The sequence below is a fragment of the Geodermatophilus marinus genome (assembly GCF_003428645.1).
Lineage (GTDB): Bacteria > Actinomycetota > Actinomycetes > Mycobacteriales > Geodermatophilaceae > Geodermatophilus.
In genome coordinates this window covers 45,211-59,669 of record NZ_QVQH01000009.1, presented here as the reverse complement: position 1 = coordinate 59,669, position 14,459 = coordinate 45,211, and the positions used below count along the sequence as shown (strand labels likewise).

General features: G+C 76.7%; 14 protein-coding genes and 2 pseudogenes. 7 read left to right on the top strand and 9 right to left on the bottom strand.

Features of this window, described 5'->3' with window-relative positions; genetic code table 11:
- Positions 1 to 31: 31 nt before the first annotated feature.
- Positions 32 to 586 (top strand): matrixin family metalloprotease, encoded by a 555-nt coding sequence (locus tag D0Z06_RS26315; RefSeq protein ID WP_233517627.1) that lies wholly within the window; start codon positions 32 to 34, stop codon positions 584 to 586.
- 140 nt (positions 587 to 726) lie between these two features.
- Here the strand turns inward: D0Z06_RS26315 and D0Z06_RS12155 are convergent, their stop codons facing one another.
- The 3 genes from D0Z06_RS12155 to D0Z06_RS12145 form a co-directional block, all read right to left on the bottom strand.
- On the bottom strand, positions 727 to 1,356 hold the full coding sequence (locus D0Z06_RS12155; RefSeq protein WP_117377669.1) for an antibiotic biosynthesis monooxygenase: 630 nt from the start codon (positions 1,354 to 1,356) through the stop codon (positions 727 to 729).
- A 177-nt stretch (positions 1,357 to 1,533) separates the two neighbouring features.
- Positions 1,534 to 1,938 (bottom strand): type II toxin-antitoxin system VapC family toxin, encoded by a 405-nt coding sequence (locus tag D0Z06_RS12150; RefSeq protein WP_117377668.1) that lies wholly within the window; start codon positions 1,936 to 1,938, stop codon positions 1,534 to 1,536.
- On the bottom strand, positions 1,935 to 2,216 hold the full coding sequence (locus D0Z06_RS12145; protein ID WP_117377802.1) for a type II toxin-antitoxin system Phd/YefM family antitoxin: 282 nt from the start codon (positions 2,214 to 2,216) through the stop codon (positions 1,935 to 1,937). The genes D0Z06_RS12150 and D0Z06_RS12145 overlap by 4 nt, the downstream gene beginning before the upstream one ends.
- A gap of 427 nt (positions 2,217 to 2,643) precedes the next feature.
- Between D0Z06_RS12145 and D0Z06_RS12140 the strand changes: the two genes are divergently transcribed.
- Together D0Z06_RS12140 and D0Z06_RS12135 are read left to right on the top strand one after the other, a co-directional pair.
- The gene (locus tag D0Z06_RS12140) at positions 2,644 to 3,654 is read left to right on the top strand and encodes a DUF3048 domain-containing protein (RefSeq protein WP_233517626.1); all 1,011 of its coding nucleotides are present in this window, start codon (positions 2,644 to 2,646) and stop codon (positions 3,652 to 3,654) included.
- 174 nt (positions 3,655 to 3,828) lie between these two features.
- Complete coding sequence (locus tag D0Z06_RS12135; protein ID WP_158579966.1) at positions 3,829 to 5,733, top strand: CocE/NonD family hydrolase; 1,905 nt, start codon at positions 3,829 to 3,831, stop codon at positions 5,731 to 5,733.
- Here the strand turns inward: D0Z06_RS12135 and D0Z06_RS27135 are convergent.
- The 6 genes and pseudogenes from D0Z06_RS27135 to D0Z06_RS12105 all read right to left on the bottom strand — a co-directional run.
- Positions 5,665 to 5,840 (bottom strand): annotated as a pseudogene (locus tag D0Z06_RS27135) (phosphorothioated DNA-binding restriction endonuclease); the annotation flags it as partial. The gene D0Z06_RS12135 and the pseudogene D0Z06_RS27135 overlap by 69 nt on opposite strands.
- A 25-nt stretch (positions 5,841 to 5,865) precedes the next feature.
- Positions 5,866 to 6,117, bottom strand: coding sequence for a ribbon-helix-helix domain-containing protein (locus D0Z06_RS12125; protein ID WP_117377666.1), 252 nt, complete (start codon positions 6,115 to 6,117; stop codon positions 5,866 to 5,868).
- Positions 6,118 to 6,160: 43 nt separating this feature from the next.
- Positions 6,161 to 6,538 carry a type II toxin-antitoxin system death-on-curing family toxin gene (locus D0Z06_RS12120; protein WP_117377665.1) on the bottom strand — a complete coding sequence of 126 codons (378 nt, stop codon included), beginning with the start codon at positions 6,536 to 6,538 and terminating at the stop codon, positions 6,161 to 6,163.
- The gene (locus tag D0Z06_RS12115) at positions 6,535 to 6,732 is read right to left on the bottom strand and encodes a ribbon-helix-helix protein, CopG family (protein ID WP_117377800.1); all 198 of its coding nucleotides are present in this window, start codon (positions 6,730 to 6,732) and stop codon (positions 6,535 to 6,537) included. Before D0Z06_RS12115 ends, D0Z06_RS12120 begins: the two co-directional genes overlap by 4 nt.
- A gap of 72 nt (positions 6,733 to 6,804) precedes the next feature.
- Entirely contained in the window at positions 6,805 to 7,575 is a 771-nt protein-coding gene (locus tag D0Z06_RS12110) for a hypothetical protein (RefSeq protein WP_117377663.1), read from the bottom strand.
- Complete coding sequence (locus D0Z06_RS12105) at positions 7,568 to 8,236, bottom strand: helix-turn-helix domain-containing protein (protein ID WP_117377662.1); 669 nt, start codon at positions 8,234 to 8,236, stop codon at positions 7,568 to 7,570. The genes D0Z06_RS12110 and D0Z06_RS12105 overlap by 8 nt, the downstream gene beginning before the upstream one ends.
- Positions 8,237 to 8,698: 462 nt before the next feature.
- Here D0Z06_RS12105 and D0Z06_RS25800 point away from each other — a divergent pair.
- From D0Z06_RS25800 to D0Z06_RS12090, 4 genes and pseudogenes are all read left to right on the top strand, one after another.
- Positions 8,699 to 9,598, top strand: a pseudogene (locus D0Z06_RS25800) (plasmid pRiA4b ORF-3 family protein); the annotation flags it as partial.
- Positions 9,599 to 9,653: 55 nt separating this feature from the next.
- Complete coding sequence (locus D0Z06_RS27130) at positions 9,654 to 9,800, top strand: IS1096 element passenger TnpR family protein (protein WP_370453324.1); 147 nt, start codon at positions 9,654 to 9,656, stop codon at positions 9,798 to 9,800.
- A gap of 57 nt (positions 9,801 to 9,857) precedes the next feature.
- Positions 9,858 to 11,141, top strand: a complete 1,284-nt coding sequence (locus D0Z06_RS12095; RefSeq protein ID WP_158579965.1) for a wax ester/triacylglycerol synthase domain-containing protein — start codon at positions 9,858 to 9,860, stop codon at positions 11,139 to 11,141.
- 81 nt (positions 11,142 to 11,222) lie between these two features.
- A complete protein-coding gene (locus tag D0Z06_RS12090; RefSeq protein WP_117377658.1) occupies positions 11,223 to 14,426 on the top strand; it encodes an acetyl-CoA carboxylase family protein in 3,204 nt (1,067 codons plus the stop codon).
- The last annotated feature ends 33 nt before the right edge of the window (positions 14,427 to 14,459 follow it).

Below are 14,459 nucleotides of genomic sequence, written 5' to 3'. Positions count from 1 at the left end.
CGCGGCCCACCAGGCGGACGGCACCTCGCCGGTGGCCTACGACCCGTGCCGGCCGATCCACTACGCCATCCGCCCGGAGCACGCACCCGCCGGTGGCGACGCACTCGTGCACGAGGGGTTCGCCCGGCTGTCGGACGCGACCGGGCTGCAGTTCGTCTTCGACGGCCCCACCGACGAGTGGCCATCGGGAGACCGGGCGCCCTTCCAGCCCGACCGCTACGGCGACCGGTGGGCACCGGTGCTCGTCTCCTGGGGGACCGAGTCGGAGGTCCCCGAGTTCGTGACCGGCATCGTCGGTCAGGCCGGCAGCACGGCGATGTCGCCTCCCGGAAGCCCGGCCGTGTTCGTCACCGGGGCGGTCGACCTGGACGCCGCGGCCTTCAGCGGCATGCTCGCCGACGAGGCCGGGGCCGCCTGGGCGCGTGCCGTCGTCCTGCACGAGCTCGGTCACCTGGTCGGACTCGACCATGTGGCCGACCCCGGGCAGCTCCTGTACCCGACGAGCAGCACCGTGCTCGACTACGCCCCGGGCGATCTCACCGGGCTGGCGGCGCTCGGCCGGGGAGAGTGCGTCCCGGAGCTCTGACGGCCGGTCCGACGCGGTGATGTCCGTCGTCCGGCCGCTTCGCGCGGCAGGAACGCCGGAGCGGACGGCCCGACCGTGCAGGTCGAGTTCGTCCCCGGAATGCACGGGTCGGGAACGCCCTTGGATGCGCCGGCCGAGCGCTACGCCGTCTCGGGCACCCGGAGGTGGGCGAGGGCGAGCTCGAACTCCGCGACGTCGAGGATGTCGAGGTCCATCGTCCGCACGGCGCGCTCGCGGGTCTCGCGGGCCCGCTCGCGGGTCTGTTCGAGGACCGATCGGCTCTCGAGGACGACGGTGCCGACGGCGCGGCCGCTGTCGCGGTCGACGAGCAGGCTGAGGCTGCAGAAGCCGGGCATCTGCTGGATCCGCGGCATCAGGTCGTCGAGGTACAACTCGAGGACCCGGTCGACCCGGTCCGGGTCGGTGCGGGCCCAGGTGACCCGGCACCAGGCGCCGCTGCCCGTGGCCTGCTCCCGGTGCATGACGGCGATCTCCCACTCCTGGATCTCGGGCTCGCCGGCGCCGACGCCGAAGCGGTCGACCATCTGCTCGCGCATGGGACGGACGTTCCGGTCGCTGGCCCGCATGGCCTGCCGGTCCTCCCAGGCGGAGGTGACGATGTACCGGCCGGTCTCGCGGTCGCACATCATCGACAGGCCGACGCAGCCGTCCATGTCGCGCATCGCCGGCCAGACCTCGTCGCTCATGTAGGCGATGGCCTCGTCCATCGATCCGGGATTGGTCATCAGGGTGGTGGAACGGGCGTACATCTCCCGGCTCCTCTCGTGCCGGCGGCGACGCCCCGGCGGAGTCGCCGCAGGAGCGAGCGTCCTCGTCCCGTGGCCGTCGGACAACGGTGCCGGGCGCCCCGTCCCGGTCCACCTCACCCGGCGGGGCGCAGCGTCCGCTGCCGGACCTCGGCGCCCAAGGCGATGGGGGCCGTCCGGTCAGGACGGCGACGTCACGGGGAGGCCCACCTCGGTCGCCGCGGCGGCCAGCTCGTCGTCGTAGGTCACGAAGTCGGTCATCCCGGAGGCGAAGGGCTCGGCCGTGGCCAGGTGCACGGCGTCCAGCGAACCGAGCCGCCGGAGCCGGTAGCCTTTCGCCCGCACGAGGACCGCCCGGCTGAGGTCCAGGACGTAGAGGCCGCGCAGCGCCTGCCCGGCCACGTACGGCACGCGCTGGTGGTCCACGCCGGCGCGCAGCAGGGCGCGGGTGATCTCCAGATCGGCCAGCTCGCTCGTCGCCAGCTCGGTGCCGGGGGCGAGCCGGCCGCGCCAGGCCCGCAGGGCCTCCGACTCCGCCTCGCGCCTGACGAACTTCACCAGTGCGCTGGTGTCGAAGTAGATCAACGGCCGCGCTCGCGGCGCCGATCGTCCACCACGAGCTCGGCCAGGCTGTCGAGCTCGGGAGCGAGGTCGGGGATGAGCTCCGGCATGCCCTGGTCCACCGGTGCGGTGGCCTCGCCGGCGGCCACGAGGTCGTGGAGCAGGCCCGGCCGCTCGACCTCGGGCACCATGCGCAGGATCGGACGGCCGCGGTCGGTGACGAGGACGGTCACGCCGGCCCGTACCCGTGCCACCGCGCGGGACGGGTTCTGGTTCAGCTCCCGGAGGCCGATCGTCTCCACGTCCACAAGGTACCTACCTCACCTAGGTACCTCAAGGGATCGGGGACGCTCGAGAGAGAGGGGGGTGCGTCCCGGAGTTCTGAGCCCGGTCGGCGCCATACCCGGCCGAAGCCCCGGAACGCGTCCGGCAGCATCGTGCAACGTGGTGCCGAGCCCGCGAGGCCGTGCCGATACAGAGGGGGCAACGCCTCGCCGATCCGGGGGTCCCGACGTGCCCAGCTCCGCCGCGCCCCGGCCTCGGTCCGGTCCCCCGAGAAGAAGCACCCCGGCCGCGAAGAGGGCGCCGACCGCCACGGGCACCCGGTCCCCGCAGGGCACCCGGCCCGCGAGGGCCACCCCGGTCAAGCGGCCCGCCCCGGCCAGGAAGCGGACTGCGAAGGGCCGCCGCAGGTCGCGGCCCCGGCGCGGTCTCCGCGCGGTCCTGCTCGTGGCCCTGGTCACCGCCGGCGTGGTCACCTGGCACCAGGCGGAGGAGTACCTGCGCGACGTGCCCGTCCTCGGCGAGATCATCGCCCGGACGACTCCGCCGTCCCCGCCGGCCTGGCCGCTGACCGGCGTCCCGGTCGACGCGGTCGCCGACCGCCCGGCGCTCGCGGTGAAGATCGAGAACTCCGCCGCCGCCCGCCCGCAGACCGGGCTGAACGCCGCGGACGTGGTGTGGGAGCAGGTCGTCGAGGGCGGGATCACCCGGTTCGTCGCCGTCTACCACTCCACCCTCCCGCCCGAGATCGGCCCGGTGCGCTCGATCCGGCCGATGGACCCCGCGATCGCCGCGCCCCTGGGTGGGCTGCTCGCCTTCTCGGGCGGCGTGCCGCCCTACGTCGCCGCCGCGGAGGCCGCGGGCCTGCAGGTGATCAGGCAGGACTCCGGCGCCGCTGGCTTCTCCCGGACGGCGACCCGCGCGGCGCCGCACAACGTCCACGCGGCGCCGCAGACCCTCGTCGACCAGGCCGACGCCGCGCACCGGACCCCGCCCGGCGCCCAGTTCGACCACCCCGCGGCCGGCGAGCAGCCGACCGCCGTCGCCGCGGGGCAGCCGGCCACCACGCTGGAGCTCACGCTCTCCGGGGTCAGCTCCCCCGGGTGGGCCTGGAGCGACGCGGAGGGGCGCTGGCTGCGCAGCGAGGGCAGCGCCCCGGCCCTCGAGGCGGACGGCCGGCGGATCGGCGCCACCAACGTCGTCGTCCTGCGGGTGGACGTCGTCGCGACCGACGCCCGCGACCCGGCCGGCAACCCCGTCCCGGAGACCATCCTGACCGGCACCGGCGAGGCGCTGGTCGCCTCCGGCGGGCACACCGTCGAGGCCACGTGGTCCAAGCGGGGGATCGGCGACCGGGTGACGCTGACCGGCGCGGACGGGGCCCCGGTGACGCTGGCACCCGGGACCACCTGGGTCGAGCTGGTCCCCACCGGCACCGGCTCGGTCGCCAGCGCATGACCGGGGGAGGCCGGCTCGTCCGGGGAGGACGGGACCGGACCGGCCCACCTCCGCGGACGCCGCGCCGACCTGCCGGGGAGCGGCGGTCGTTACTCCCCGCGGGGTGAGGGCCGGCGTCGGTGACCCGGGCTAGGTTCCGGAACCGCCGCACCCCGGACAGAGCAGGACGCGCCCGTGGCCACGATCGACCCCACCCCGCCGGCTGGGCTGCGGCTGCCCGACCCGGCGCAGCCGCTGACCGACCCGGCGCAGCCGCTGCCCCGCGCGGCGCGGCTGGCCGGGACCGCGCTCGGCCGGCGGTGGCGGCTGCCGGCGGAGACCGGGCCCGTGCGGGTGCTGCGCGGCGTCGGCGTCCCGATGCGGGACGGCGCCGTCCTGCGCGCCGACGTCTACCTGCCGGGCTCCGCCGGGCCGCACCCGACCGTGCTGCTGCGCTCCCCGTACGGGCGGGGCGCGCCGGCCGGCGTCCCCTACGCGGTGCAGTACGCGGCGCGCGGCTACGCGGTGGTGCTGCAGAGCGTCCGGGGCACGTTCGGCTCCGGCGGCGAGTTCACCCCCGCGGTGCACGAGCGGGACGACGGGCAGGACACGGTGGCCTGGCTGCGCGAGCGGCCCTGGTTCGACGGCCGGCTGGCCACCCTGGGCCCCAGCTACCTGGCCTACACCCAGTGGGCGCTCGCGCTCGACCCGCCACCCGAGCTGGCGGCGATGGTGCTCCTCGTCGGCCCGCACGACGTGGCGGGGGCGGGCCTGCTCGACGGCGCCTTCCAACTGCAGAACCTGGCCGTCTGGACCGAGCTGGTCGCCCACCAGGAGCGGCGCGGGGTGGTGCACGGGACCTACCGGCTGATGACGGCGGAGCGGCGGCTGGCCCCGCACCTGCACCGGCTGCCGCTGCACGGCCCGCGTGAGCTGTTCGGCGAGGCGCCGGCCCGGTGGTTCGACGAGTGGCTGGCCCACCCGGACGAGTCCGACCCCTACTGGGACCGCTACCGCGCCACGGCGGCCGTGCACTCCTCCACCGTGCCGACCCTGCTCGTCGGCGGCTGGCAGGACTGGTTCCTCGAGCAGACGCTCTACCAGTACGCGGTGCTGCGCGGCCGCGGGGTGGACGTCGGGCTGACCGTCGGCCCATGGGCGCACGCGACCGTCGACCCGTCGCTCGCCACCGCGGAGAGCCTGACGTGGCTGGCCGCCCACCTGCCGGTGCACGGCGCGCCGCCGTCCCCCGCCCGGTCGAGCCGGGTGCGGGTGTTCGTCACCGGTGGCGCGGGGTGGCGCCGGCTGCCGGAGTGGCCGCCGGCAGTGCGGGCCGACCGCACCTGGTTCCTGGCCGGCGGGGGCCGCCTGGCCGGTGCACCGGGGGAGGGGGCCACGACCTTCCGGTACGACCCGATGGACCCCACCCCGTCGATCGGCGGGCCGACCCTGGCCTGGGGGGCCGGGCGGCGGGACAACCGGCGGCTGGAGGCGCGGGGCGACGTCCGCCTCTTCACCACCGCGCCGCTGGAGGAGCCGGTGGAGGTGCTGGGTGCCACCACGGTGCGGCTGTTCCTGACCTCGGACAACCCCTACGCCGACGTCTTCGTGCGGCTGTGCGACGTCGACGAGCGCGGCCGCTCGGTCAACGTCACCGACCGGCTGGTCCGGCTCGACCCGCGCCCCGGGACGGCGCCTCCGGCGGGGGAGCGGGCGGTGGAGGTCGCCCTGCGCGACACCGCGCACCGCTTCGGCGCCGGGCACCGGATCCGGCTGCAGGTCTCCGGCGGCGCCCACCCGCGCTACGCCCGCAACCTCGGCACCGGCGAACCGCCCGGCCAGGCCACCCGCGGCGTGCCGGGAACCCACCGGATCGGGCACTCGGGGCGGTCGCCGTCGTCGGTCACCCTGCCGACCTCCCGACCTGCCGACCACCGGGACGTCGACGACCTCGCCGCCCCGGTCACCGGCGACGGCTCCGCGGGCCGGCGGCTGCTCCTCCGGGCACGGGCCGGGGCACGTGCGCCCGAATCAGCCGGCCAGCGCCCTCCCCTGGAAGACCTGATCCCGGTGCCACGCGACGTGCCGCCGGGCGGGTAGGGAGTGCCGGGACGGGGCCGGAGCCGCTGACCGTGCAGGTCGTAGACGGCGTGGCCGTGCCGGGTGCGGGCGGAGAAGCGGCGGGTCACCACGACGGCGTGCTCGTCCTGTCCTGCCGGGAGACGTCGGGCCTCAGCGAGGTGGCGGCAGGTCGTCGAACGGCGTACGGACGGCGTGCTCCGCAAGGGCGTCCAGGTCGTCCTCGGCCGCGCCGTCCTCGGCGGCCAGGACGGCCGCATCGCGAGTTGCGCTCTCACGTCGTCGCTCCCGCTGGAGCGCCCTGCTGACGACCGCGGCGCGGGACGGCGCTCGGCCGTCGGCGACCAACCGGTCGATGAACTCGACGAGCTCCACGGGCAGTCGGACGGCGATCTGCCTGCTCACCGGGCGACCGTAGCGAGCCCCGAGCCATCGACGTCCCGTCCTCTCACGTCCACGGCGCCGTGCCGGCCTGCAGCCGCCCGGCGATCGACTCCACGTCGTCGAGGTCGCCCACCGCGACCGCCATCACGAGGTTGTAGGCCTGGTCGTTGGTCAGGGCGAGCCGCACACCGTCGACGCCGTAGAACGCGACGATCGCGGCCAGCGCCAGCCTCTTGTTGCCGTCGACCAGCGGCTGGGTCCGCGCCAGGGAGTGCAGCAGCGCCGCGGCCTTGTCGTGCATCGACGGGTAGGCGTCGGCGCCGAACGCCGTGGCGCGCGGTCGGGCGGACGCGGACTCCAGCAGGCCGACGTCGCGCACCTGCACCTCGCCCAGCGTCCGCCGCGCGACGTGCAGCAGGTCGTCCAGGTCGAGGTAGATCAACGGCCGAGCCGCTCCAGCGCCTCGGCGTAGCGGGGGAGTTCCTGGTCGAGCACCCGGTCGAGCAGCTCCCGTTTGCTGGTGCGCTCGATGTAGTCCCGGACCGCCTGGCGGGCCACCTCCTGCATCGACCTGCCCTCGAGTGCGGCCCTGCGGCGCAGTGCCTCGGTCTCCTGCTCGTCCAGGCGGAGCGTCATGGCCACGAGCGGATGATACCGCCGTTGATACCGGATGGTCGTGACGAGCCGCTCGACCGGTCGACCGGCTGCTCAGGTGCAGAGCAGGTCGAGGGCGGCCTGACCGTTGCGCCGGGCCTCCGGTGGCAGCGGGAGCCAGGCCGAGGCGGTCGGGTCCGCGAGGTGCTCCCGCAGGTGCAGCAGCCGGGACCGGTCGCTGCCCGAGGACGTGCGCTGCTCGAAGGGGTCGACGCAGGCCAGCAGCACGGCGGCGTCGGTCAGGTGGCGCTCCCGGTCGCGGGCGTCGGTCCGGTGCGCGGCCGCCTTGAGGATCAGCGCGCCGAACGCGTCGGGCACGCTGACCGTCGTCCGCGCTGGTCCGGTGATCTCCAGCTCGGCGAGCACCGTCCGCCGCAGCGCCTGCGTCCCGCCGGTCACCTGGACGAGGTCGTAGCCGCGGAAACGCTCCAGCCGCTGCGGCGGGGCGTGGTCGGCGGCGACCACGTCGACGACGGAGCGGTCGGGGCCGGACGTCACCAGGTCGACGGTGGCCCCGTCGCGGACGAACCGGTGCGCCGTCCCGGCGCGGGGGTCGATGCTCGGTCGGAGCCGGTAGCCCAACCCCTCCAGCGCGGTGGCGACCTGCTGGGCGCGGCCCCGGCCGGTCTCCACGTGCAGCAGGACGTCGACGTCGTTCGTCGGCCGCACCACCGGGAGCCCCGCGGCGACGGCGTGCAGCTGGACCATCAGCCCGCCGATGAGGGTCCACGCCTCGAAGGGGACGCCGGCCGCCAGTTCGGCGACGTCCGGCCAGGGGCGACCCCAGCCGCCGGCCGGCGTCGGGACCCGCAGCACCTCAGCCACGGAGCGACGCCCGTGCCCGGTCGAGGAGGCGCTCGCCAGCCGAGCGCTCCCGGGCGTCGGTCGACCCGGCGAGGTCCAGCCCGGCCAGCACGTGCCGGCGCCCGCGCGCCAGCTCCGCGACGACGTCCCCCGGCATGCCCGTCGCGCGCAGCGTGACGCTGCCCGCCGGGTCGCTCTCCAGCCGGTAGCGCTGCACCAGCCGGGGCAGTGCGGCGCCGTGCACATACCCGTCGAGCCGGTCGGGGACGGCGGTCAGCCCGCCGATCCCCCGCGTCGCACCGGACTCGACGACGTCGGCCGCGAGGTGGTCGAGCGCGCGGGGGTGCGCCGACCAGCGGTGCACCGTGGCCCGGTTGCGCGTCCGCGGCGCGAGCTCGGACACCGGGACGTCGGCCAGAGCCGACCGGAGGCGCGAGCGCTGGGCCTGCCCCAGCCACGGGGCCGGCAGTTCCTCGAGCAGGGCGACGGCGGCCCACGCGGTCGGCTCCTCCCACGCCCGCAGCCGGCTGCCCTGCCGCTGGGCCATCCACTGCGCCACGGACTCGGGGTCGATGCGGTCGGGGCCGATCGCGACCAGGTCCCCGGCGGCCACCAGGCGCTGCACGTGCCGGGCCGAGACGCCGATCCGCTCGGCGGCCTGCTGGGTGGTCATCAGCGCCATACGGAAAATGTCGTCTCAACGACACTGTCGATCAAGTGGAAAAATTGATCGACGTCGGGAAGTCCGAAGGCAGGCCGTGCCGGACGTCCCTCCCATCGGCAGGAACCGCGCCGTCCGGAACTGGTGCGTCCCCTTGCGGCGCCTCCGTCATTGAGTGCCCCCTGCACTCAATGACGGAGGAAGCGCAGGGGCAACAGCTCGGGGCCCGCCGTCCGCCGGCCAGGCGGCTGGCACCATGCCCGGGTGGAAGCTCGCGAGGCCGCCGACCTGATCGAACGGCTCCGCCGCACCCGGTCGGTGCCGGTGCTCCGGCTGCTCGACGCCGCCGGCCTGGACGCCGGCCCGGCGCCGGTGCCCGACCCGGCCGCCGTCGAGCCCTACCGGTGGCTACTGGCCCGGGTGGGGGACGGCGTCCGGCTCACCAAGTCCGGCTACCTGCCGCCCGCGCTCGTCACCGAGACGATGACCGGCCTCGGTTGGGAGGACCGCTGGATCGGCAAGCACAACCGGGAGGAGCACACCCTCCCGGTCCTGCTGCTGCGGGACTCCGCCCGCCGGTTCGGCCTGCTGCGCACGCACCGCGGCGTCCTGCTGCGCACCGTCGCCGGACGGCGGCTGACCGACGACCCGGTCGGCCTGTGGTGGCACGTCGCCGAGCGCCTGCCGCTGGCCCGCGGCGAGGTCGAGCGCGACGCCGGCCTGCTGTACCTGCTCGCGGTCGCCGCGGGGCGGTCGCGCACCGAGACCCTGGTCGCCGAGTGCCTCGCTGCGCTCGGCCTGGTCGACGAGGTCACCGGCCGCCCGCCGGAGGAGGTGGACGCGATCGCGCTCACGCGGGACACCAGCGCGGTCCTCGACCGGATGGGCCTGCTCGAGGGCCCGCGGTACGGGGAGAAGCGGCCCGGCGCCGGGGCGGTGCAGCTGGCCCGCGCCGCGCTGCTCGGGCAGGGCGCGGAGACCACGAGTGCCGGACCCGCCGGCGCACCGGCGTCCGGGCGACGGGACGAGGCCGTCGAGCTCACCGTCGTCCTCCGCGACACCGAACCCCCCGTCTGGCGCCGGCTCCTCGTCCCCGCCTCCCTGACCCTGCGCCAGCTGCACGCGGTGCTGCAGACCGCGATGGGCTGGCAGGACGCCCACCTGCACCAGTTCGAGGTCGCCGGCGTCGTCTACGGCGACGTCGAGGACCTCCCCGACCCGATCGGCGACGAGGACACCGTCACCGTCGGCGACGCCGCGGCCGTCACCCGCGAGTTCACCTACGAGTACGACTTCGGCGACGGCTGGGAGCACGACGTCCGGATCGGGGAGCGGCTCCCCGCGGTCGGCCCCGGGGCGCCGCGCTGCCTCGACGGCGCCCGCGCCTGCCCCGCCGGAGGACTGCGGCGGCCCGCACGGCTACGAGCGCCTGCTCGCGGTGCTGGCCGACCCGGACGACCCCGAGCACGACGAGCTGCGGGAGTGGATCGGCGGGGAGTTCGACCCCGAGGCCTTCGACGCCGCCGCCACCAGCGAGCTGCTCGAGCTGTACGACCGGCACACCCGGCGGCGCGCCCGCGGCTGACCGCGGTCGTGCCGCACCGGGTTGTCCGGCGACCCTCTCGGCGAGCAGGCTGATCCAGTGGTGGTCCCGCTGACGGCCGAGGACCGGGCGATCCTGGCCCTCGAGGGCGCGCACGTGGTCGGGCACACCTGCAAGGTGGTCCGCCTGGCGCCCGGTGCGCCGGACCTGGCCGCGCTGCGCGACGCGGTGGCCCGCCGGCTCGCGGACGCGCCACGGCTGACCTGGCGGCTGGCCGGCCCCGCCGACGCACCGGTGTGGCTCCCCGACGCGGCGGTGGACGTCGCCGCCCACGTGGGCGCCGTCCACGCGGCCACCCCGCTCGACCCGGCCGGGCTGCGCCAGGAGGTGGCGCGGCTGTTCGTGCAGCGCCTCGACCGGAGCCGGCCGCTGTGGCGGATGGACCTCGTCGGGCCGCTGGCCGGGGGCGGTGCGGCCCTGGTCTGGCGGGTGCACCACGCGCTGGCCGACGGCACCACGGCCATGCGGCTGGCGCAGGACGTCCTCTGGGACGCCCCGACCGCACCGGCTCCCAGGGCCGCCCCCGCCGTGCCCGCACCCCGCGCCGCGCACGCACCCGGGGACCCGCCGGGCAGCGAGACCCCGCGGCACGACCTCGCCGGGGTCCTCTCCGGCGAGCTGCTGCCGGGCCTGCGCCGCTCCCCGTTCGACGCCCGGGTGGGCCGCGACCGCGCGGTCGCCCTCGCCACGGCCCCGCTGCCCGCCCTGCACGACGCCGCTAGCGCGCTGGCCGGCGCGACGGTGAACGACGCGGTGCTCGCCGTCGTCGCCGGTGCGCTGCGCCGCTGGCTGGAGCACCGGCACGGCCCGCTGCGCCGGCTGCGGGTCAAGGTGCCGGTCACGCTGCACCCCGCCGGTGACGCGGCCGGCAACCGCGACTCGTGGTTCCGGGTGGACCTCCCGGTCGACGAGCCGGACGTCGGGGTGCGGCTGGCCGCCGTCCGCACCGAGACCGCCCTGCGCAAGACCCGGCACGACGCCCAGGAGCTCGACGAGCTGATGGCCCGGCTGGCCCGCGCCTCCCCGCGGCTGGCGCACTGGTCGCAGCGGCTGCAGCGCAGCGGGCGGGCCTTCGCGCTCAACGTGTCGAACGTGCGGGGGCCGACCGGACCGGTCAGCGTGCTGGGCGCCCGGGTCGACACCCTGCACTCGCTCGCCGAGGTCGGCCGGCACCACGCCCTCCGGGTGGCCGTGGTGTCGGTCGCCGACCGGCTGTGCTTCGGGTTGGTCGCCGACCCTGCGGTGGTCGAGGACGTCGACGTGCTCGCCGGTGCGGTGGAGACGGAGGCCGCCGAACTGGTCCGCGCCGGCACGCCCAGCTGAACCCGCGAGCCGTGCACGGCGCGGCCCGGCGCTCGTGACGGCGGGCACAGGGCGATCACGGTGCCGTGCGAGCATCCGGGGATGGCCGCCGCGCACCGCCTGCTGATCGCCAACCGCGGGGAGATCGCCGTCCGCATCGCCCGCGCCGCCGCGGCCGAGGGGACGACGTCGGTCGCGGTCGCGGCCGCCGACGAGCCCGACGCCCCGCACCTGGCCGCGGCCGACGAGGCGCACCCGCTGCCCGGCACCGGCCCGGCCGCCCACCTCGACGTCGCCGCGGTGGTGGCCGCCGCGACGGCGACCGGCTGCAACCTGCTGCACCCCGGCTACGGCTTCCTCTCCGAGCACCCGGCCCTCGCCCGCGCCTGCGCCGACGCCGGCGTCACCTTCGTCGGCCCGCCGGCGGAGGCGCTGGAGCTCTTCGGTGACAAGGTCCGCTCCCGGGCCTTGGCCGAGGCCGCCGGCATCCCCGTCCTGCGCGGCACGGACGCCGGCGTCGAGGCGCAGGAGGTCGAGGCGCTGCTCGCGGACACCGGCGCGGTGCTGCTCAAGGCCCGCGCCGGCGGCGGCGGGCGCGGCACGCGGCTGGTCCGGCCGGGCGACGACGTGGCCGCCGCGCTGGCCCGCGCGTCGTCCGAGGCGCGGGCCGCCTTCGGCGACGGCACGGTCTTCGCCGAGGCCTGGCTGGAGCGGGCCCGGCACGTCGAGGTGCAGGTGCTCGGCGACGCCCGCCGCGACGTCGTCGTCCTCGGCGACCGCGACTGCTCGCTGCAGCGGCACCGGCAGAAGATCGTCGAGATCGCGCCCGCCCCGCACCTGCCCGAGCCCGTCCGCCGGCGGCTGCACGCGGCCGCCGCCGTCCTCGCCCGGGAGGCCGGGCTCACCGGCCTGGCCACCGTCGAGTTCCTCGTCGCCGCCGACGACCCCGAGCGGCACGTCTTCCTCGAGTGCAACCCGCGGCTGCAGGTCGAGCACACCGTCACCGAGGAGACCCTCGGCCTCGACCTCGTCCGCCTCCAGCTGCGCGTCGCCACCGGCGCCACGCTCGCCGACCTCGGCCTCGCCGACGGCCCGCCGCGCAGCGTCGGCTGGGCGGTGCAGGCCCGCGTCAACGCCGAGACCGTGACCGCCGACGGCGCCGTCGTCCCCTCCGCCGGCACGATCACCGCGCTCACCCTCCCCGGCGGCCCCGGCGTGCGGGTCGACACCGCGGCCCGCCAGGGCGTGCGGCAGAGCGCGCGCTACGACCCGTTGCTGGCCAAGGTCGTCGTCTCCGAGCGCGACCTCGCCGGGGCGCTGCGGAAGGCCGGCCGGGCGCTGGCCGAGCTCGACGTCCGCGGCGTCGCCACCAACGCCGGCTTCCTGCGCGCGCTGCTCGCGCACCCCGAGGTCGAGCAGGCCACGACGACCTTCGTCGACGACCGCACCGCCGAGCTGGTCGCCGGGCAGCCCGACGCGTCGGGCACCGAGGAGCCGCTCGACGCCGACGAGGACGCGCTGCGGGCGCCGGTCCCCGGCACGGTCGTCGCCGTCGAGGCGGGGCCCGGGACGGCGGTCCAGCCGCGCGGGGCGGTCGTCGTCCTCGAGGCGATGAAGATGGAGCACGTCGTCGCGCTGCCGGCCGGCGGCGTGGTGCGGTCGGTCGCGGTCGCGGTGGGGGAGACCGTCCGGCAGGGCCAGCTGCTGGCCACCGTCGAGCACGACGCCGGGCGCGACCGGGAGGCCGCGGCCGAGCTCGACCTCGACGCCGAGCGGGCCGACCTCGCCGAGGTGCGCCGGCGGCACGAGCTCGGCCTCGACGAGCACCGCCCCGAGGCGGTCGCCCGGCGGCACGCCCAGGGGCGGCGGACGGCGCGGGAGAACCTCGCCGACCTCGTCGACCCGGGCAGCTTCCTCGAGTACGGCCCGCTCGCCATCGCCGCGCAGGAGCGCCGCCGCAGCCGGGAGGAGCTCGAGCGGACCACCCCGGCCGACGGCGTCGTCGGCGGCCTGGCCGAGATCGGCGGCGCCCCGGCCGTCGTCGTCTCCTACGACTACACCGTCCTCGCCGGCACCCAGGGCCTGCGCGGCCACCTCAAGAAGGACCGGCTGTTCGAGCTCGCCGAGACCCGCCGGCTGCCGGTCGTGCTGTTCGCCGAGGGCGGCGGGGGCCGGCCGGGGGACGTCGACCTGCCGATCGTCTCCGCGCTCGACACCATGGCCTTCACCCTCTTCGGCCGGCTGTCGGGCCTGGTGCCGACCGTCGGCATCGCGTCCGGGCGGTGCTTCGCGGGCAACGCCGCGCTGCTGGGCACCTGCGACGTCGTCATCGCCACCGAGGACGCGAACATCGGCATGGGCGGCCCGGCGATGATCGAGGGCGGCGGGCTCGGCGTCGTCGCGCCGGAGGAGATCGGCCCGATCGAGGTCCAGCACGCCAACGGCGTCGTCGACCTCCGGGTGCCGGACGACGCCGCAGCGGTGGCCGCGGCCCGGCAGTACCTCTCCTACTTCGCCGGCCCCGTCGAGGGCTGGACCGCCCCCGACCCCCGCCTGGCCCGGCACCTGGTGCCCGAGAACCGCAAGCGCGCCTACGACATGCGGGCGGTGGTGCGCAGCGTGTGCGACGAGGGCTCGGTGCTCGAGCTCCGGGACGGCTGGGGCGCCGGGATGGTCACCGCCCTGGCACGGGTGGAGGGCGCCCCGGTCGGCGTGCTGGCCAACGTGCCCACCCACCTCGGCGGCGCGATCGACGCCGACGCCGCCGACAAGGCCGCCCGGTTCCTGCAGCTGTGCGACGCGCACCGGCTGCCGGTCGTCTCCTTCTGCGACACCCCCGGCTTCATGGTCGGCCCCGAGTCGGAGAAGACGGCGACGGTGCGGCACTTCTCCCGGCTGTTCGTCACCGGCGCGAACCTGTCGGTGCCGATCGGCACGGTCGTCGTCCGCAAGGCCTACGGGCTCGGCGCGCAGGCGATGGCCGGCGGCAGCATGAAGGTGCCGCGGTTCGCCGTCGGCTGGCCAACCAGCGAGTTCGGGCCGATGGGCCTGGAGGGCGCCGTCCGGCTGGGCATGCGCCGCGAGCTGGCCGCGATCGAGGACGAGCGCGAGCGGCAGGCCGCCTACGAGGCCGCCGTCGCCGCCTCCTACGAGAAGGGCCGCGGGCTCAACGTCGCCGCGCACTGGGAGATCGACGACGTCGTCGACCCCGCCGACACCCGCCGCTGGATCGCCACGCTCACCCGCGAGGTCGCCGACACCCCGCGCCCGGCCGGGCGGGTGCGGCCGAACGTCGACACCTGGTAGGCGCCCGTCAGCCCCGGGAGACCAGCTCCACCG

Coding starts and splice junctions, on each gene's coding strand:
- D0Z06_RS12115 (WP_117377800.1), bottom strand. CDS start 6,732: ATGACGCTCCGCCTGGACGAGCAGGAGACCGAGGCACTGCGCCGCAGG.
- D0Z06_RS12105 (WP_117377662.1), bottom strand. CDS start 8,236: ATGGCGCTGATGACCACCCAGCAGGCCGCCGAGCGGATCGGCGTCTCG.
- D0Z06_RS12155 (WP_117377669.1), bottom strand. CDS start 1,356: ATGTACGCCCGTTCCACCACCCTGATGACCAATCCCGGATCGATGGAC.
- D0Z06_RS12090 (WP_117377658.1), top strand. CDS start 11,223: ATGGCCGCCGCGCACCGCCTGCTGATCGCCAACCGCGGGGAGATCGCC.